The following is a 16,461-nucleotide window of genomic DNA, read 5'->3' on the forward strand; positions in this document are numbered from 1 at the left end:
AGCGACCTTTTTTGCGCGGTTCAGACGACCGCTTCTTCTTTCTTGCGTTCCGGCTTGATGAGGCTTTCGCGGGTGATACCGAACCACATCAGGAGAGCCGACGAGACGAAGATCGACGAATAGATTCCGAAGAGAATGCCGATCGTCAATGCCAGCGCAAAATAGTAGAGCGTCTCTCCGCCGAAGAGAAGGATCGAGAGCACCATCGCCAAGGTGCTGCCGTGGGTGATCACGGTGCGGGACATCGTCGAGGTGATCGCATGGTCAAGGAGCGACGCGGTAGAGACCTTGCCGCGGCTTGCGCGCATCTTTTCGCGCACGCGGTCGAAGATCACCACGGTTTCGTTGACGGAATAGCCGAGCACGGCAAGTACCGCAGCCAGTACCGGCAACGAAAACTCCCATTGGAAGAGCGCAAAGAAACCAAGAATGATCACCACGTCGTGCAGGTTGGCGATGATCGCCGCTACAGAAAAGCGCCACTCGAAGCGGATCGCCAAATAGATCATGATCCCGATCACGACCAAGACGAGCGCGATTGCGCCGTTTCCCGCAAGTTCACGTCCTACTTGGGGGCCGACGAATTCCATGCGGGTAACTGTGATCTCAGGCAGGTGCTTGGCAAAAAGGGCGCGTAGGTTGTCTGCGACTTCATCAGGGGGGAGCTCATCGTGTCGCGCCAAGCGCACGATCGCTGCTTTCGTCGAGCCGAAATGTTGCACCTGCGCTTCGGGAAAACCGTTTTGCACAAGGGTTTCACGCAGCGGCGGCAGTGTGATCGACTGTTCGCTATGGATTTCGACCAACGTCCCCCCAGTGAATTCGATCGAGAGGTTGAGGCCGCGGACGATCAAACTGCCCACCGCAACCAGGAAAAAGAGGAGCGAAATGGCGTTGAAAATGGGCGCAAAGCGCATGAAGGGGATGTCGGCACGAGAATGAAAGAGTTCCATGGTCGAGACCTTTCAACCGATTCGAATACGCGAAATGCGTTTGTTGCCGCCGTAGATCAGATTGACCAGCCAGCGTGAGACCAGAACGGCGCTGAAGATCGAGGTGAGGATACCCAGGACATGGACCACTGCGAATCCACGTACCGGACCCCAGCCGAAAATCAGGAGCGCCAGACCGGCGATCAGCGAGGTGACGTTCGAGTCCAAAATGGTATCGAACGCGCGATCATACCCCGCGGCAATCGCCAATTGCGGGGAGACACCCGCGCGCAGCTCTTCACGAATCCGTTCGTTGATCAGCACGTTGGCGTCGATCGCCATCCCCAGCGTGAGCGCCACGGCTGCGATACCCGGTAGGGTCAGCGTGGCTTGAAGTAGCGAAAGGAGCGCGATCAGCAACACCAGGTTCACAAAGAGCGCGACCACCGAAACAATACCGATCACCTCATAGTAGACGATCATGAAAAGTGCGATCGCCAGGAAACCGTAGAGCGTGGCATTGACCCCGCGTTCGATGTTCTCTTTCCCTAGGCTCGGCCCGATCGTGCGCTCTTCGACGATCCGCATCGGGGCGGCAAGACTCCCCGCACGCAACAACAACGCGATGTCACGCGCTTCTGCCGTCGTCATCGCGCCCGAGATCTGCACGCGACCGCCGCCGATCTCCGTTCGGATCACCGGGGCGGTGACCACTTCGGCAACCCCGCGGTCGATCAAAAGGATCGCCATGCGTTTGCCGACATTTTCACGGGTGACGTCGCGAAAGATCCGGGCGCCAGCCGCATCGAGTGTGAGGTGGACCGCCGGTTCTTGCGTCTGGCTGTCGAACCCGGGTTGTGCATCGGTCAGCCGCTCACCCGTGAGAACCACGTCGCGCTTGACGAGAATGGGACGACCGTTGCGCTCGGTGAGCAGCTCCGTTCCCGGCGGAACACGACCCGCGAGTGCCGCTTCGAGCGCGCCGGGGGTGTCGTCGACCAGGCGCACTTCCAGGGTCGCGGTGCGTCCCAGAATGTCTTTCGCTTTGGCGACGTCTTGCACGCCCGGAAGTTGCACGACGATGCGGTTCGCCCCTTGCTGTTGAATCACCGGTTCGGCAACGCCCAGTTCGTTGATGCGGTTGTGCAACGTGGTGATGTTTTGTTTCAAAGCGAATTCGCGGATTTTCTGTTCCGCGCTGGGTGTCAGCCGCGCGATGAGGCGCGTTTCGTCGCCGTTTTCTTGGCGGTCGATGGCGAGCTCGGGAAACGTTTTCGTCAGTACCGTGCGCGCCTGTTGCGCAGTGGTGGGGTCCGAGAAACGGGCAACGATCGTATTGCCTTGGCGGGCGATACCCAGTGACCGAATCCGCTCGGAGCGTAGCGTGGACCGGATGTCCGCAGCGAGCGCGTCGAGCCGCTGCGCAATCGCCCCTGCCATATCGACTTCCAAGAGAAAGTGGACGCCGCCCCTAAGGTCGAGCCCTAGGTACATCGGTTTCGCGCCGATCGCCAATAACCACTTCGGTGCGCCGGGCAGAAGGTTCAGCGCTACGATGTAGCGCGGTTTTTTGGGATCGGGATTGAGCGCTGCGTCGATGAGGTCACGCGCTTTGAGTTGCGTTTCGGTTTCGGCGAAAAGGATCCGAAGTCCATCGGGGTCCCGTTCGAATCCGGTGGCTTCGAGGTGCGCGGAAGCGAGCGTTTCCCGAATGCGCGCCTCTACGGGCGCGGCGTCCCACGGAGCGCCCGCTTTGATCGGCGCAACCTGGACCGCGGGGATTTCACCAAATAGGTTGGGGAGCGCGTAAATTGCCCCAACGATCACCACGAGGACGATCAGGACACTTTTCCACAGCGGATAGCGGTTCATAGACGCAGCGCTTTCACGATCAGAGGTGTTTGACGGTGCCTTTGACGAGGACGGCGAGGATCGTCGGTTTTTGCACCACCACTTCGACCCCTTTGGCGATCTCGACCGTGACGAACTGGTCGTCGATCGCCCGGACGATCCCGATGATCCCACCTTGGGTGAGTACCTCATCGCCGACTTTGAGCGCTTCGAGCATCTGTTTGTGCTCTTTGGCGCGTTTCATCTGGGGACGGATCATCAGAAACCAGATGACCACGAACATCAAGATGAGCGGAAGCAGCTGCATCAACCCACCGGTGGGGTCGGCGGTAGCGCCTGTGGCTTGCGCGTAAGCGTTAGTGATCCACATCAGAACAACTCCTACGAAAAAAGCCCATTGTATCACTGCATGCGGTTCGGGTCGGCAGACGACCGCGGTGGCCTGTTTACCGGTGGACGAGCGCAAGCGGTAGTTCCGTGGTCTCTTTGACGCCTTGGAGACGGATGTGGGTTTCGATTCGCGCCACGCCGGGTAGGCGCAAAACCGATTCCCGGACGAAGCGACCCAAGGTTTCCAGGTCGGGGACGACGATTTTCAACCAGTAGTCGGCACTGCCGGTAATCGCGTGGCATTCGACGATGGGGGGTAGCAGCGCGACGGCGCGTTCGAACGCTTCAGGCCGGGCGACTTGCGACGGCGAAAGCCCGACCGCTTCACCGATCGCAGCCAGCGCGTGCGTCGCGTCGCGTTGCAGGAGGCGCAAGATTTCCCAATCGACGGGGTAGAGCAATTCTTTTGCGTTCATATTGGGGAAAACAAAAATTTTGTGCGAATTTTAGCCCGATATTGTCGATCATGCGAATTTTTTGTCCGACGATTGCGCGATAATGACGCACCACATCCAAAAGGAGGCCACTGCGATGAACCTCACCACAGCGTTACTGCACGCACTCAAAGCCAATGGCGCTAAACAGATCTTCGGGATTCCGGGCGATTTTGCCTTACCCTATTTCAAGATCATCGAAGAGACCGGCATTTTGCCCCTCTATACCTTTTCTCACGAACCGGGCGTCGGTTTCGCTGCCGACGCAGCCGCGCGGTACCACGGCGGGTTGGGCGTTGCGGCGGTGACCTACGGCGCGGGGGCGCTCAACATGGTCAATGCCGTTGCGTCGGCGTATGCGGAAAAATCGCCGGTTGTCGTAATCTCCGGTGCGCCGGGGGCGCATGAAGCCAGTTCTGGGCTCTTTCTCCACCATCAGGCAAAGACGCTCGATTCGCAATACCGAATCTATCAAGAGATCACCTGCGACCAGGTGCGTCTTGACGATCCCGGAACGGCCCCCAAACAGATCGCGCGGGTGTTGGCCAATTGCAAACGCCATTCGCGCCCCGTTTATATCGAGATACCCCGCGATCTTGTCGCGGCGCCGTGCGAACCCGTTCCGGCGTTGCCCGAGGCGACGGTCGACCCCGAAGCGATCGCTGCGTGTGCCGACGAAGTATTGGCGCGACTCAAACAGGCCAAGCAGCCGGTTTTGCTGGTAGGTGTCGAAGTGCGGCGCTACGGTGTCGAGCAAGCGGTTGCGAAACTTGCCGCCCGCTTGGGCATTCCCGTCGTGACCAGCTTCATGGGGCGCGGCTTGTTGGCCGACGCCAATGCGCCCCTTTTGGGGACCTACATGGGGATCGCCGGGGATCCCGAGATCACCCAGTTGGTCGAGGAGAGCGATGGCCTGTTGTTGTTGGGCGTGATACTTTCGGACACCAATTTCGCCGTTTCGCAGAAACGGATCGATTGGCGGCGAACGATCCATGCCTTCGACGGTGCCGTTCGGGTGGGGCACCATCACTACCCCAACATTCCGCTCGATCGCCTGATCGATGCGTTGCTTGCGCGCACCCCAGATCGAGGGAATCGCTTCCAACCGGCACAACGGCAATATCCGACTGGGCTCAGCGCCGACGACGGCGAGATCACCCCGCAGGCGATCGCAACGGCGGTGAACGATTTGATGACCACCCATGGGAAGGTGCCCCTTGCTGCGGACACGGGCGATTGCCTCTTTACCGCGATGGATATCGTCCACACCGCGATGGTAGCGCCGGGTTATTACGCGACGATGGGGTTTGGGGTTCCGGCGGGGCTTGGGATTTGTGCCTGCGGCGAACGTCCGATCATTCTGGTCGGGGATGGCGCGTTCCAGATGACCGGATGGGAGTTGGGGAACTGCCGCCGTTACGGCTGGGATCCCATCGTGATCGTGCTCAACAACGCCAGTTGGGAGATGTTGCGGGCGTTTCAGCCGGAGTCGCACTTCAACGATCTCGACGACTGGAACTTCGCGGCAATGGCGGCAGGGATGGGCGGCGATGGCATGCGGGTGCGCTCCCGGCGCGAACTGAAAGCGGCGTTGGATCGCGCGTGGCGGACACGTGGGCGCTTCCAATTGATCGAGGCGATGATTCCCCGCGGCGTGATGTCGCCGACGTTGGCCCGTTTCGTCGCGGGCGTCAAGCGCCTGAGCATGCCGAAGAGCGCAACGTAGCCGAGCAGAGCGCAGGCACGGCGGGGTTGCCGTTTACTCGGATCGTCGCATTCCTTGTCGCTCGGTCGGTTGCGGTACAATTTCCCCTTTCCGAAGGGGAAACGGGCAATGACGATTTTGGTCACGGGTGGCGCGGGCTTCATCGGCAGCAATTTTGTCTTGGATTGGCTGGCAGAGCGGGATGAGCCCGTGGTGACGCTCGATGCGCTGACCTACGCGGGCAATCTCGAGAACCTCGCGCCCGTCCTCGACGATCCGCGCCATACTTTCGTAAAAGGGGATATTGGCGATTCGGCGCTGCTCCAACAGCTTTTGGCCTCACACCGGGTTCGCGCGATCGTCCATTTTGCCGCCGAATCGCACGTCGACCGCAGCATTCTTGGGCCAGAGGCGTTCGTCCAGACGAACGTCGTGGGCACTTTTCGCCTCCTCGAAGCAGCGCGCCACTATTGGCAGCAACTGCCTCTTTCGGAGCAGGAAGCGTTTCGTTTCCTCCACGTCTCCACCGACGAAGTCTATGGCACGCTCGAACCAGACGACCCGCCCTTTACCGAGACAACCCCTTATGCACCCAATTCCCCCTACGCGGCGAGCAAAGCGGGGTCCGACCATCTGGTGCGGGCCTACCACCACACCTACGGATTGCCGACGCTCACCACCAACTGCTCGAACAACTACGGGCCGCGGCAGTTTCCCGAAAAGCTGATCCCGCTTTGTCTTTTGCGCGCGCTTGCGGGCGAGCCGCTTCCGATCTACGGCGATGGGCAACAGATCCGGGACTGGCTCTACGTCGGTGACCATTGCGCCGCGGTGCGGCGCGTGCTTGATGCCGGTACGCCAGGTGAGACCTACAACATCGGCGGGTGGAACGAGCAGACCAACCTTGCGGTGGTCACCGAGCTCTGCACTTTGCTGGATCGCCTGGCCCCGCGTGGGGATGGCCGCTCCTATCGCGATCAAATCACCTTTGTTGCCGATCGGCCCGGTCATGACCGCCGCTATGCGATCGACGCGCGCAAAATCGCATGCGAACTCGGTTGGCAACCGGCGGAATCGTTCGCAACCGGCCTCGAAAAAACGGTGCGCTGGTATCTTGCCCATCGCGATTGGGTCGAGCGGGTGCAAAGTGGCGCCTACCGCGATTGGGTTCGCACGCAATACGGCGCGCGGCTATCCCAGGAGGGGCGATGAGCCGTTTGCGTGTACTGCTTTTGGGTGCCAACGGCCAGGTCGGTTGGGCGTTGCGACCTCGGTTGGCGCTCGACTATGATCTGGTCGCGCTCGACCGGCAGGTGCTCGATCTGAGCGACCTCGACGCGCTGCAAGCGCGCCTTGACGCCGAGCGTCCTGCCGCGATCGTCAATGCCGCGGCGTATACGGCAGTCGACCGTGCCGAACGCGAGCCCGAACTGGCGTATCGTTTGAACGCGGCGGTGCCAGAACGGTTGGCGCGCTGGTGCGCGGCAAACCACGCGGCGCTCTTGCACTATTCCACCGACTACGTCTTCGACGGGTGCCATGACCGCCCCTATCGCGAGACGGATACGCCGTCGCCACTCAATACCTATGGGGCCAGCAAACTGGCGGGGGAGCAGGCGGTGTTGGGCAGTGGTGCTCGTGCCGTCGTTTTGCGTGTTTCCTGGGTCTATGGCGTGCACGGCAACAACTTTCTCAAAACGATGCTGCGCTTAGCGCGGACCCGTGACCAATTGGCCGTGGTTGATGACCAAATCGGCGCGCCGACGAGTGCGGAATTGATCGCCGCAGTCAGCGAACGGTTGCTGACTCGGTTGCTCACAGTCGGTGATCGCGCCGCTCATGCGCCGTCGCCGTCACCCGATCGCGTGCCACCGCTGCTGCACCTCGCGCCGAAAGGGGCGGTGAGCTGGTTTGGTTACGCGCGCTTTCTACTGAAATGCGCAGCGCAATATGGGTGGCCGCTGCGGGTGCACCCGGACGCCATTCGCGCCATTCCGAGCACCGACTACCCGACACCAGCACCGCGCCCGCGCAATTCGCGGCTCGCCACCGATTTGCTCGAACAGACCCTGGGGGTGACGCTTCCCAGCTGGGAGACGGACGTTGCCCGTACCGTCGAAGCGCTGGTGCAATGCTGCTCCCTCAATGGATGACCTGAAGGAACGAGACGATGACATTTTCCGTACCAACCGATTCGGCTGCCAATGTTGCGGTGGGGTTGCCGTATGCGTTCGAGCGGCGAACCAGCCAACGCAAAGGGATCGTCCTGGCGGGGGGGTCCGGAACGCGACTCTACCCCAGCACGTTGGCGGTTTCCAAACAGCTGTTGCCGCTTTACGACAAACCGATGGTCTACTATCCCCTCTCGACGCTGATGTTGGCGGGAATACGCGAAATACTCCTCATTTCGACGCCGCAAGACACGCCGCGCTTTGCGCAACTCTTGGGCGATGGCAGTCAGTGGGGGATCGCGTTGCATTACCACGTTCAGCCGAAACCGGAAGGGATCGCGCAGGCGCTGCTGTTGGCCGAAGCGTTCCTTGCAGGTGCGCCTTGTGCGTTGGTGCTCGGTGACAACGTCTTCTACGGGCACGATCTGCAAACGCTCCTCTTTTCTGCCGATATGCGTGAAACGGGTGCTACGGTCTTCGCGTACCACGTCACCGACCCGCAACGCTACGGCGTCGTGGCGTTCGACCAAGCGGGGCGCGCGATCGATATCGAAGAAAAACCGGCGCGGCCGAAATCGTCTTACGCCGTGACCGGGCTCTATTTTTACGATGGGTCGGCGAGTGAGCGCGCCAAAAGGCTTCGTCCCTCGCCGCGTGGGGAGCTCGAAATCACCGATCTCAACCGCAGTTATCTTGCCGATGGCACGCTGCACGTCGAAGTGATGGGGCGCGGGTATGCGTGGCTCGATACCGGAACGCACGATTCGCTGCTCGACGCCGGCCAGTTCATCGCCACCATCGAACGGCGACAAGGTCTCAAGATCTCTTGCCCGGAAGAGATCGCCTGGCGGCAAGGGTGGATCGATGAGGAGGCGCTCTTGGCGCAAGCCGAGCGGCTCGGCAAAAGTGGCTACGGCGCGTACCTGCGCCGGTTGCTGCAGCGATTGTGAACGGACACAAGGAGTTTGGGATGCGCATCGTTCCCACCGCACTTCCCGAGGTGCTGCTGATCGAACCCGTCGTGCATGGCGACGAACGGGGGTACTTCTTCGAAGCGTTTCATCAGGCCCGTTTCGAAGCGGCGCTGGGGTATCGGGTGACCTTCGTCCAAGACAACGAATCCCGTTCGAAGCGCGGGGTGCTGCGGGGGCTCCATTATCAGTTGCCGCCGCACGCGCAGGGTAAATTGGTTCGATGCGCAGAAGGGGCAATCTACGATGTGGCCGTCGATATTCGCAAAAGCTCGCCCACGTTTGGTCAGTGGGTGGGGGTGGAATTGTCGGACACCAACAAGCGGCAGTTGTGGATTCCACCGGGTTTTGCCCACGGTTTTCTCACGCTTACGGACTTTGCGCGCTTGCTCTACAAGGCGACCGATTACTACGCGCCGGAATACGACCGCGCAATCGCTTGGAACGATCCCCAGTTGGCGATCGCGTGGCCCGAACTCGACGTCCCGTTGATTATCTCAGAAAAGGATCGCCGAGCGCCACGCTTTGCCGATGCCGAACGGTTCGACTGAGCGCGCGTGATCATCCCTTTGGTTGGGATGGCTGCGCTCGCTGTTGCGTTGCAACCAATTCGGGGCGGCGCGCAACCGCTGCCAGTTGGGTCAGCGTGGATCGCGTCTGCTCGAGAAACCGCGCCAACTCCGCTTTCGGTAGCGGCTCGGGTCCAGGGAGGCGAACGGTTTGGGGGTTGTAGGGTTTACCGCCGATGCGTACCTCATAGTGGAGATGCGGACCCGTGACGCGCCCCGTCGCGCCCGAGTACGCGATCACTTGGCCCTGTTGCACTTTCTGTCCAGGTGTAAGCCCCTTGGCATACGCGGAGAGGTGCCCGTAACGGGTCTCGTAGCCGTTGCGGTGCGCGAGGATCACCAGTTTCCCGTATCCGCCTTTCCAACCGAGGAATGTGACGTGCCCGTCCGACGCGGCCAGAACAGGCGTTCCGGTCGCGGCAGCCAAATCGACGCCATAATGGTTTTTCATGCCGCCGGTTACTGGATGTTCCCGCAGACCAAATTGAGAGGTGACCCGGGTGAATTTGAGGGGGTAGCGCAAGAAACCGCTCCCCAGCGCTTTGCCGTCGGGGGTATAAAAGCCTGTTTCACCGTCTCGGTTGGTGTAGCGAAGAACCCGGTAGGTTTTACCCTGATTGGTGAATTCGGCGGCGACGATATCACCGACAGTTTTGTTTCCCAACGCGTCGATCGACGTCTCGTAGAGCACGACGAACGCGTCGCCTACACGCAAGTCGCGGGAAAAATCGATTTCGGTCCCGAAGACTTCCGCCAAACGGCTCGCGATTTCGTAGGGCAGCCCGATTTCGTCGGCAGTGGCGAAAAGAGACGACGAGATCACGCCTTCCCGTGCTTCAAGGAACGTGGTCGTGTCGCTGGAGTCGGCGTTATTTTTGACCGCAAAACGGTCACCGTCGCGTTCGATGGTCACCCGTTCACCGTGGGTGAGCGGAAGTTGTAGCGCAAAGACTTTGCCGGTTGGGTCCAGTTTGAGCGTGACCGTTCCGTTGCCCAAAAGGCGGCGATGGATCGGCTGGGCTTCCGGTGCCGCCAGCGCGTAATCGATCAATTCGGGGTCGTTCGCGCCGATTCGTTCCAACAATTCACTGAGTGTCTCTCCTTGTTGAACGCGGTCTCGGATCACAACCGGGGGGAGGGATGGCTCAGCGGCCGGGTGGAGAGAAATCGGGGGTAGCGAGGCGATGACCTCTTGCGGTGAGGGTGCCGTGCGGTTGGGATCGATTGCCGCAACGGCAAGACCCAAAGTGACGAATGCACCAGAAAGGGCGAACCAAAAAGGGGGGCGCAGCCAAATCGTTCGTTTCATCGCCTCCTCCGTTTTTCCTTTGCGCAGAATGCATCGAATTGTAGCGCATTTTTTTGTTGACATTGTGCGGGAAAGCGCGTATCGTGGAACCCGTGCTGCCGTGTTGCAGCACAAGCGAAGAGGGCTCTGCCCTGATTGATTGATGTTTGTAAGGAAGTAAAGCAATGGCAACAGGTACGGTTAAGTGGTTCAATGATTCCAAAGGCTTCGGGTTCATTACCCCGGACGAGGGCGGAGATGACCTCTTTGCGCATTTCTCCTCGATCAACATGCCCGGGTTCAAGACCCTCAAAGAGGGTGATCGCGTGCGCTTCGAGGTGACGCAAGGCCCCAAAGGTAAGCAGGCGTCGAATATTCAGAAAATCTGAGTTCGATACTGCCCTGGGCAGCAAAAAACCACCCGCAAGGGTGGTTTTTTTATGCTGTCCCGATCGCTGAAATGCCGACCGGGAGGCAAAGTACCGAAATGATTACTTCAACTTGGTCTCTTTGAACAGCACGTGTTTCCGGGCTTTCGGATCGTATTTTTTCAATTCCATTTTGCCCGGGGTGTTCTTTTTGTTCTTCGTCGTGGTGTAGAAATAGCCGGTACCGGCTGTGGATTCCAGTTTGATTTTTTCGCGGGCAGCTTTTGCCATGATGCGCTCCTAATCAGATCTTTTCGCCACGGGCGCGCAGTTCGGCAAGAACCGCATCGATCCCTTTCTTGTCGATCGTGCGCAGCGCCGCGTTGGAAACGCGCAGGCGTACCCAGCGGTTTTCCGCTTCGCTCCAGAAACGACGGTAGTGCAGGTTCGGCAAGAAGCGCCGTTTGGTTTTGATGTTGGAGTGGGAGACGTTGTGTCCCACCATCGGGCGCTTACCCGTCACTTGACAGACTCGAGCCATTGCTTTTGCTCCTCGAATTCCGATGAAATGCGGAATGTACCATAATTGCGCGTTTTTTTGCAAGAATCAGGTGGGGTCGAGCCATCCATGCTCGGCAAACGAAACGGCAGTGTCGCGGGTGACTAGGAAATGGTCGAGCAAGCGAACGTCGATCAACCGCAACGCGTTCTGGAGCCGCTGCGTCACCGCGATGTCGTCTCGACTGGGCACCGCGTGGCCGCTTGGGTGGTTGTGTGCGACGATCACGGCACTGGCGTTGAGCGTAAGCGCCAATTTCGCGACTTCACGGGGATAGACCGCCGCTTCGGCTACCGTGCCCCGAAAAAGGGTTTCGCTCTTGAGCAAGCGGTGACGCTGATCCAGTAGCAGTACCAGAAAGGATTCGTGGGGGAGCCCCCCGATTTGTAACCGCAGCCAATCCTTGACGGCTTGCGGCCGCTCGAAAGCTGGGACGGCTTGGGCTTCCTGCCACAACGCCCGGCGCGCCAGTTCCAGTGCCGCGAGCAGTTGCGCCGTTTTCGCCGGGCCGATACCTGGCATCTGGGCAAGCTGTTGGGGTTCGCAGTGAATGAGCCGAGCGATGCCGCCGAACGCGGCGATCAAGTCGCGCGCCAAATCCACGGCACTCTTGCCGCGTACGCCAACCCGTAGGAAAATCGCCAACAGTTCGGCATCGCTCAGAGCCTGCGCACCACGCGTCAAGAGTTTTTCGCGCGGGCGTTCCGCTTCGGGCCAATCGCTGATCGACATCGACAAGAGGAGCGAATTTCGACGATGGACAATCTTACCGCAAATGAAGGGCGCAACAGGGCGAAACCGCCATTCGTGCGCGGCGCGCGGATCGTATTGGCGGTGACCGGTGGGATCGCAGTATACAAAATTGCCGAAGTGGTCCGCCGGCTCGTCGACCGTGGCGCAACGGTCGACGTGGTCATGAGCGACGCGGCAACCCGGTTCGTCACACCGCTCACTTTTCAAGCGCTTTCTGGGCGGACGGTTTGGGCCGATTTGTGGGACGGACGCGCCGAAGACGCGATGGCGCATATCGATCTGACGCGTGGTGCTGCGCTGATGGTCGTTGCACCTGCTACCGCCGACCATTTGGCGCGCTTCGCCCAAGGTCGTGCCGACGATTTGGTGAGCACTTTGGCGCTGGCGCGCACCTGTCCGCTTGCGGTAGTGCCCGCGATGAACCAGGCGATGTGGCACCACCCCGCTACCCAACGCAACGTGGCGCAACTGCAAGCGGACGGAGTTGCCATTTGGGGGCCAGCGGTTGGCGCCCAGGCGTGCGGAGAGGTCGGTGCCGGGCGGATGATCGAACCGCACGAAATCCTTGCGCGAATCGAAGCGGCACTCGCGCCCAAGTGGTTTCAGGGCAAGCGCGTCGTGCTCACGGCCGGGCCTACGTACGAGCCGATCGATCCGGTTCGCGTCCTCACCAATCTGAGTTCAGGCAAGATGGGCTTTGCGTTGGCCGAAGCCTTTGCGATGGCGGGCGCCGAGGTGACGGTGATCGCCGGTCCGACGGCGTTGCCGACCCCATGGGGGGTGACGCGTGTCGACGTCGTGACCGCGCAACAGATGCGTTCCGCTGCGCACGAGTATGCCCCTAGTGCGGATCTATTCGTTGGGGTGGCGGCGGTGGCCGACTACCGGCCGGAAACCCCGCAGGAGCACAAGATCAAGAAGTCCGCAGCAGCGCTGACCCTCACGCTCGTCAAAAACCCCGATATTTTGGCCGAAATCGCTGCGTTGCCCAACGGGCCCCTCTGTGTCGGGTTTGCCGCGGAAAGCCGCGATTTGGACCACTACGCCGAGTGCAAACGCCGTGAGAAAGGGTTGTCGTTGGTGGTGGGAAATCTTGCGCAGGAAGCGCTGGGACAAGATGAGACGCGTGTCGTCCTCTATGACGATTTTGGATGCCATCCCGTGCCGGCCGGGAACAAGTCCGAAGTGGCGTGGGCGATCCTTGCCCACCTCAAACGCATGATCTCGGTTCGTGATGAGGGAGCTACCTGTGAAACCACACCGTCGTAAAGTCGCGATTCGTTATCTCGACGAACGGATCCGGGAAAACCCGCCCCATTACGCTTCTGAAGGCGCCGCAGGCCTCGATCTTCGTGCTGCGATCGCCGCACCGCTCATTCTGGCACCCGGAGCGAGCGAGCTCGTTCCTACGGGAATCGCGATCCATCTGGCAGATCCCGGTTTGGCGGCGATGATTCTACCGCGCTCCGGGTTGGGGCACAAGCAGGGACTGGTCTTGGGAAATTTGGTGGGTTTGATCGACTCCGACTACCAAGGAGAGATTTTCGTTTCGGTCTGGAATCGCGGGCAACAGCCAGTCGTGATCGAACCGTTGATGCGCATCGCGCAGCTTGTCGTCGTCCCGGTGGTGCAAGTCGAATGGGACGAAGTCGATGCCTTTTCCCCGTCGCACCGCGGCGCCGACGGGTTCGGCAGCACAGGAAGCCAATGATGAAAGGCAACGTGCCTGGGGGTGCCAAAGGCATCCCGACAGCGGTACAGGTGCTGCTCATCAACGCCAAAAACGAAGTACTTTTTCAACTGCGCGCTGGAACGGGGTTCTTCGACGGTTTCTGGAGTTTGCCGGGCGGGCACGTCGAGTCTGGGGAGTCGTTATTCGCCGCGGCGTCTCGAGAGCTGACCGAGGAGCTGGGGATTACGGTGCAAGCGTGTGATCTGCACCCAATCGGCGTGATTCACCGCCGCTCCGATACCAACCGCATCGAATTCCTGTTTTCTCTTGTGCGCTGGCAAGGAACACCTCTTCTTTGTGAACCGCATCGAGCGCACGCTCTACAATGGGCGCCGCAGGATACCCCGCCTGCCCCATTGGTCCCTTACCTAGAGGCCATCTGGACAAAATTAGGGAAGCAGTGGTTCTTCGAATTGGGTTGGTAATCTTTTGCGGCGCAGCAAAAGAGTGCGCCTCCATTGCTTGACTTTGCCTCGTTTCTTTATACAATCATAACTATTAGATCATAACCTGACTCTATATTTAGGTATCGCGATGAAGAAGTGGGTTTTAGGGGTCGTGATTTTTGCCGCGGGTGCCGTTGCGGTGGGTGCCGTGAATGCCTTCTTCGAATACACGAACACCACGGAGTTCTGCACCTCGTGTCATACGATGCAGTGGAACAAAGCAGAGTGGATGGAGACTGTCCACTATAAAAATCGGGTGGGAGTGAAAGCCGAGTGCGCCGATTGCCACGTACCCAAGGAATTTTTCCCGAAGGTCGCAGCGAAGATCATCGCGGTGAAAGATATCTACCACCACTTGATCGGTACCATCGATACCAAAGAGAAATTCGAAGCGCACCGCTGGACCATGGCCAACCGCGTGTGGGAAAAGATGAAAGCAACCGATTCGCGCGAATGCCGCACCTGTCACGAATTCGCCGATATGGACCTCACGGAGCAGGTGCGCTCAGCGCGGCGTAAGCACGAAGCGGCGGCGATGGAAGGGAAAACTTGTATCGAATGTCATCAGGGAATCGCGCACAGCTTGCCCAAAGAACCCGAGTCGTGAGATTCTTACAAGTATCGGTAAGAGATTGGAAAGGAGCAAGAGCCATGAGGCGCTGGGTGACGCGAATCGCGATGGGGCTGTTGTTCTGTGCGATCACACCAGCGCTTCAGGCGTTGTCGAACGAAGAGAAGGCGCTCTTCGACGCTGCGCAGTTGGGTGACGCGGGCGCGGTGAAGCGCCTATTGGCTGCGGGGGTTTCGGCAAAAACCCAAGGCGCGTTCGGGGTGACCCCGCTGATGTATGCGGCAGAAAGCGGTGATTTGGAAACCGTCAAAATCCTTCTCGACGCGGGTGCCGACCTCCACGCCCGCTGCACGGTTGGGCGGACGGCACTTTTTTATGCGATCGAATCGGGGCGTATCGAAACCGCTGCGTTTCTCATCGAAGCGGGCGCGAAAGTGAATGTCAAATCCCGGAGTGGCGCCACCCCCTTGAGCCTTGCCACGGCACGGGGTTACCACCAACTGATTGGTCTGTTGCTCGCGCGCGGTGCCAACCCCGACAGCGCCGATCGGCACGGGGTCACACCGTTGATGCGCGCGGCGGAAAATGGGGATCTCAAAGCGGTCGAACTCCTGGTGAGTGCTGGCGCCGATCTCGACTTGCGGGATCGTCACGGGATGTCCGCACTCCACTATGCGGCGCAAGCGGGGCGGCTGCACGTCGTGCATTGGCTGCTCGACCATGGGGCGCGTGTCGATGTCGTCGATGACGCGGGGCAGACGCCGCTCATCCTCGCTGCGGCGAAGGGGCATCTTCATACCGCCGAAGTGCTGCTCGACCGCGGTGCCGATATCAACCATCAGGACATCGACGGTCGAACGCCGTTGATCGCTGCAAGCGAAAGCGGTCGGCTCGAAACGGTTCAATGGCTGGCGTCACGCGGTGCCGCGGTTTCGGTGCGGGACCGTAACGGAATGGACGCGCTTGCGATCGCCAAAAAGCGGGGCTATGAGGAACTCGCCCGCTGGCTGCAAGCGCAATAAGGGTTCATCGCGGCGAACTGGGGTTCGACGCGGTGAAGTAAGGGTCCCGTAACGGGGACGTTGGGCAACGAGAGGAGACCAAGATGAAGCAGTTCAAACCATTCGTATACGGGGCGGCTGCGGCACTGGCGTTCGCGCTGACGCCGCAAGCCCATGCCGTCGAAGTCGATTACGCGCAAGTCCTAGCCAATACCTGCGCCGGATGCCATGGCCCCGATGGCGCCAGCCGCGGGCCTGCCGCGCCAACTATTGCTGGGATGAACCCGGAGATCTTTATCGAGGCGATGCAGGACTATCGCGAAGGCAAGCGTCCGGGCACCATCATGCCCCGGATCGCGAAGGGTTATTCTGATGAACAGATCAAACTGATGGCGGAATATTTTTCGCAACAGCCGTTTTTGCGGTTCGCGCAACCGCACGATGCCCAATTGGCGGCGAAAGGCGCGAAACTGCATGACCGTTACTGCGAAAAATGCCATGAAGATGGTGGGAAAGCCAGTGCGGTGGCGGGTGTGCTTGCCGGACAGTGGATGCCATACCTCCACTATCAGTTGGAAGATTATTTGGCAGAAAAACGTGAATACAAAGAGAAGAACATGAAGAAACGGCTCACGGAACTCGTCGAAAAAGAGGGACAAAAGGGGCTCGAAGCGGTGCTCCACTTCTATGCAAGTCAGAAATAACCGAGGAGGAAGGAAG

At 59.9% G+C, this 16,461-nt stretch carries 20 protein-coding genes; 12 read left to right on the top strand and 8 right to left on the bottom strand.

The genetic code is table 11. From position 1 onward, the window contains the following. Positions 1 to 20 precede the first annotated feature (20 nt). The 4 genes from secF to ACYQ4Z_RS03065 form a co-directional block, all read right to left on the bottom strand. Entirely contained in the window at positions 21 to 953 is a 933-nt protein-coding gene (secF, locus tag ACYQ4Z_RS03050) for a protein translocase subunit SecF (RefSeq protein ID WP_459860009.1), read from the bottom strand. 12 nt (positions 954 to 965) lie between these two features. Continuing rightward, positions 966 to 2,804, bottom strand: a complete 1,839-nt coding sequence (gene secD, locus ACYQ4Z_RS03055) for a protein translocase subunit SecD (protein WP_285614494.1) — start codon at positions 2,802 to 2,804, stop codon at positions 966 to 968. A 19-nt stretch (positions 2,805 to 2,823) separates the two neighbouring features. Next, entirely contained in the window at positions 2,824 to 3,153 is a 330-nt protein-coding gene (gene yajC, locus ACYQ4Z_RS03060) for a preprotein translocase subunit YajC (protein ID WP_233468021.1), read from the bottom strand. Positions 3,154 to 3,229: 76 nt separating this feature from the next. Further along, complete coding sequence (locus tag ACYQ4Z_RS03065; protein WP_459860010.1) at positions 3,230 to 3,589, bottom strand: Lrp/AsnC family transcriptional regulator; 360 nt, start codon at positions 3,587 to 3,589, stop codon at positions 3,230 to 3,232. Between the two features lie 115 nt (positions 3,590 to 3,704). Between ACYQ4Z_RS03065 and ipdC the strand changes: the two genes are divergently transcribed. The 5 genes from ipdC to rfbC all read left to right on the top strand — a co-directional run bounded on the left by ipdC (position 3,705) and on the right by rfbC (position 9,005). Continuing rightward, complete coding sequence (gene ipdC, locus ACYQ4Z_RS03070) at positions 3,705 to 5,333, top strand: indolepyruvate/phenylpyruvate decarboxylase (RefSeq protein WP_219972528.1); 1,629 nt, start codon at positions 3,705 to 3,707, stop codon at positions 5,331 to 5,333. Between the two features lie 108 nt (positions 5,334 to 5,441). Further along, positions 5,442 to 6,524 carry a dTDP-glucose 4,6-dehydratase gene (gene rfbB / locus ACYQ4Z_RS03075; protein WP_219972527.1) on the top strand — a complete coding sequence of 361 codons (1,083 nt, stop codon included), beginning with the start codon at positions 5,442 to 5,444 and terminating at the stop codon, positions 6,522 to 6,524. Further along, the gene (rfbD, locus tag ACYQ4Z_RS03080) at positions 6,521 to 7,465 is read left to right on the top strand and encodes a dTDP-4-dehydrorhamnose reductase (protein WP_219972526.1); all 945 of its coding nucleotides are present in this window, start codon (positions 6,521 to 6,523) and stop codon (positions 7,463 to 7,465) included. The genes rfbB and rfbD overlap by 4 nt, the downstream gene beginning before the upstream one ends. Before the next feature lie 17 nt (positions 7,466 to 7,482). Then, the gene (gene rfbA, locus ACYQ4Z_RS03085; RefSeq protein WP_219972525.1) at positions 7,483 to 8,433 is read left to right on the top strand and encodes a glucose-1-phosphate thymidylyltransferase RfbA; all 951 of its coding nucleotides are present in this window, start codon (positions 7,483 to 7,485) and stop codon (positions 8,431 to 8,433) included. 20 nt (positions 8,434 to 8,453) lie between these two features. Next, on the top strand, positions 8,454 to 9,005 hold the full coding sequence (gene rfbC / locus ACYQ4Z_RS03090) for a dTDP-4-dehydrorhamnose 3,5-epimerase (RefSeq protein ID WP_119334841.1): 552 nt from the start codon (positions 8,454 to 8,456) through the stop codon (positions 9,003 to 9,005). Between the two features lie 10 nt (positions 9,006 to 9,015). On the opposite strand, the gene ACYQ4Z_RS03095 is transcribed toward rfbC, so the two are convergent. Continuing rightward, positions 9,016 to 10,332, bottom strand: a complete 1,317-nt coding sequence (locus ACYQ4Z_RS03095; RefSeq protein ID WP_219972524.1) for a M23 family metallopeptidase — start codon at positions 10,330 to 10,332, stop codon at positions 9,016 to 9,018. Between the two features lie 164 nt (positions 10,333 to 10,496). Between ACYQ4Z_RS03095 and ACYQ4Z_RS03100 the strand changes: the two genes are divergently transcribed. After that, positions 10,497 to 10,700, top strand: coding sequence for a cold-shock protein (locus ACYQ4Z_RS03100; protein WP_119334843.1), 204 nt, complete (start codon positions 10,497 to 10,499; stop codon positions 10,698 to 10,700). A gap of 102 nt (positions 10,701 to 10,802) precedes the next feature. Here the strand turns inward: ACYQ4Z_RS03100 and rpmG are convergent, their stop codons facing one another. From rpmG to radC, 3 genes are all read right to left on the bottom strand, one after another. Continuing rightward, complete coding sequence (gene rpmG / locus ACYQ4Z_RS03105) at positions 10,803 to 10,970, bottom strand: 50S ribosomal protein L33 (protein WP_119334844.1); 168 nt, start codon at positions 10,968 to 10,970, stop codon at positions 10,803 to 10,805. A 13-nt stretch (positions 10,971 to 10,983) separates the two neighbouring features. Further along, positions 10,984 to 11,220 carry a 50S ribosomal protein L28 gene (rpmB, locus tag ACYQ4Z_RS03110; RefSeq protein WP_119334845.1) on the bottom strand — a complete coding sequence of 79 codons (237 nt, stop codon included), beginning with the start codon at positions 11,218 to 11,220 and terminating at the stop codon, positions 10,984 to 10,986. A 66-nt stretch (positions 11,221 to 11,286) separates the two neighbouring features. Beyond that, positions 11,287 to 11,970, bottom strand: a complete 684-nt coding sequence (gene radC / locus ACYQ4Z_RS03115) for a RadC family protein (RefSeq protein ID WP_119334846.1) — start codon at positions 11,968 to 11,970, stop codon at positions 11,287 to 11,289. A gap of 24 nt (positions 11,971 to 11,994) precedes the next feature. On the opposite strand from radC, the gene coaBC reads away from it, so the two are divergent. The 6 genes from coaBC (at position 11,995) to ACYQ4Z_RS03145 (ending at position 16,445) form a co-directional block, all read left to right on the top strand. Continuing rightward, the gene (coaBC, locus tag ACYQ4Z_RS03120) at positions 11,995 to 13,260 is read left to right on the top strand and encodes a bifunctional phosphopantothenoylcysteine decarboxylase/phosphopantothenate--cysteine ligase CoaBC (protein WP_459860013.1); all 1,266 of its coding nucleotides are present in this window, start codon (positions 11,995 to 11,997) and stop codon (positions 13,258 to 13,260) included. Next, positions 13,226 to 13,702: a dUTP diphosphatase gene (dut, locus tag ACYQ4Z_RS03125; RefSeq protein ID WP_219972521.1), complete on the top strand. Its 477-nt coding sequence runs from the start codon at positions 13,226 to 13,228 to the stop codon at positions 13,700 to 13,702. Before coaBC ends, dut begins: the two co-directional genes overlap by 35 nt. Next, positions 13,699 to 14,148, top strand: a complete 450-nt coding sequence (locus ACYQ4Z_RS03130; RefSeq protein ID WP_219972520.1) for an NUDIX domain-containing protein — start codon at positions 13,699 to 13,701, stop codon at positions 14,146 to 14,148. The genes dut and ACYQ4Z_RS03130 overlap by 4 nt, the downstream gene beginning before the upstream one ends. 109 nt (positions 14,149 to 14,257) lie before the next feature. Further along, entirely contained in the window at positions 14,258 to 14,776 is a 519-nt protein-coding gene (locus ACYQ4Z_RS03135; protein WP_459860014.1) for a NapC/NirT family cytochrome c, read from the top strand. 44 nt (positions 14,777 to 14,820) lie between these two features. Then, positions 14,821 to 15,762 (top strand): ankyrin repeat domain-containing protein, encoded by a 942-nt coding sequence (locus ACYQ4Z_RS03140; protein WP_459860015.1) that lies wholly within the window; start codon positions 14,821 to 14,823, stop codon positions 15,760 to 15,762. 83 nt (positions 15,763 to 15,845) lie between these two features. Next, on the top strand, positions 15,846 to 16,445 hold the full coding sequence (locus ACYQ4Z_RS03145; RefSeq protein WP_438438835.1) for a c-type cytochrome: 600 nt from the start codon (positions 15,846 to 15,848) through the stop codon (positions 16,443 to 16,445). The last annotated feature ends 16 nt before the right edge of the window (positions 16,446 to 16,461 follow it).

This window comes from Hydrogenophilus hirschii, assembly GCF_054656675.1.

Coding starts and splice junctions, on each gene's coding strand:
- secF (WP_459860009.1), bottom strand. CDS start 953: ATGGAACTCTTTCATTCTCGTGCCGACATCCCCTTCATGCGCTTTGCG.
- secD (WP_285614494.1), bottom strand. CDS start 2,804: ATGAACCGCTATCCGCTGTGGAAAAGTGTCCTGATCGTCCTCGTGGTG.
- yajC (WP_233468021.1), bottom strand. CDS start 3,153: ATGTGGATCACTAACGCTTACGCGCAAGCCACAGGCGCTACCGCCGAC.
- ACYQ4Z_RS03065 (WP_459860010.1), bottom strand. CDS start 3,589: ATGAACGCAAAAGAATTGCTCTACCCCGTCGATTGGGAAATCTTGCGC.
- ipdC (WP_219972528.1), top strand. CDS start 3,705: ATGAACCTCACCACAGCGTTACTGCACGCACTCAAAGCCAATGGCGCT.
- rfbB (WP_219972527.1), top strand. CDS start 5,442: ATGACGATTTTGGTCACGGGTGGCGCGGGCTTCATCGGCAGCAATTTT.
- rfbD (WP_219972526.1), top strand. CDS start 6,521: ATGAGCCGTTTGCGTGTACTGCTTTTGGGTGCCAACGGCCAGGTCGGT.
- rfbA (WP_219972525.1), top strand. CDS start 7,483: ATGACATTTTCCGTACCAACCGATTCGGCTGCCAATGTTGCGGTGGGG.
- rfbC (WP_119334841.1), top strand. CDS start 8,454: ATGCGCATCGTTCCCACCGCACTTCCCGAGGTGCTGCTGATCGAACCC.
- ACYQ4Z_RS03095 (WP_219972524.1), bottom strand. CDS start 10,332: ATGAAACGAACGATTTGGCTGCGCCCCCCTTTTTGGTTCGCCCTTTCT.
- ACYQ4Z_RS03100 (WP_119334843.1), top strand. CDS start 10,497: ATGGCAACAGGTACGGTTAAGTGGTTCAATGATTCCAAAGGCTTCGGG.
- rpmG (WP_119334844.1), bottom strand. CDS start 10,970: ATGGCAAAAGCTGCCCGCGAAAAAATCAAACTGGAATCCACAGCCGGT.
- rpmB (WP_119334845.1), bottom strand. CDS start 11,220: ATGGCTCGAGTCTGTCAAGTGACGGGTAAGCGCCCGATGGTGGGACAC.
- radC (WP_119334846.1), bottom strand. CDS start 11,970: ATGTCGATCAGCGATTGGCCCGAAGCGGAACGCCCGCGCGAAAAACTC.
- coaBC (WP_459860013.1), top strand. CDS start 11,995: ATGGACAATCTTACCGCAAATGAAGGGCGCAACAGGGCGAAACCGCCA.
- dut (WP_219972521.1), top strand. CDS start 13,226: ATGAGGGAGCTACCTGTGAAACCACACCGTCGTAAAGTCGCGATTCGT.
- ACYQ4Z_RS03130 (WP_219972520.1), top strand. CDS start 13,699: ATGATGAAAGGCAACGTGCCTGGGGGTGCCAAAGGCATCCCGACAGCG.
- ACYQ4Z_RS03135 (WP_459860014.1), top strand. CDS start 14,258: ATGAAGAAGTGGGTTTTAGGGGTCGTGATTTTTGCCGCGGGTGCCGTT.
- ACYQ4Z_RS03140 (WP_459860015.1), top strand. CDS start 14,821: ATGAGGCGCTGGGTGACGCGAATCGCGATGGGGCTGTTGTTCTGTGCG.
- ACYQ4Z_RS03145 (WP_438438835.1), top strand. CDS start 15,846: ATGAAGCAGTTCAAACCATTCGTATACGGGGCGGCTGCGGCACTGGCG.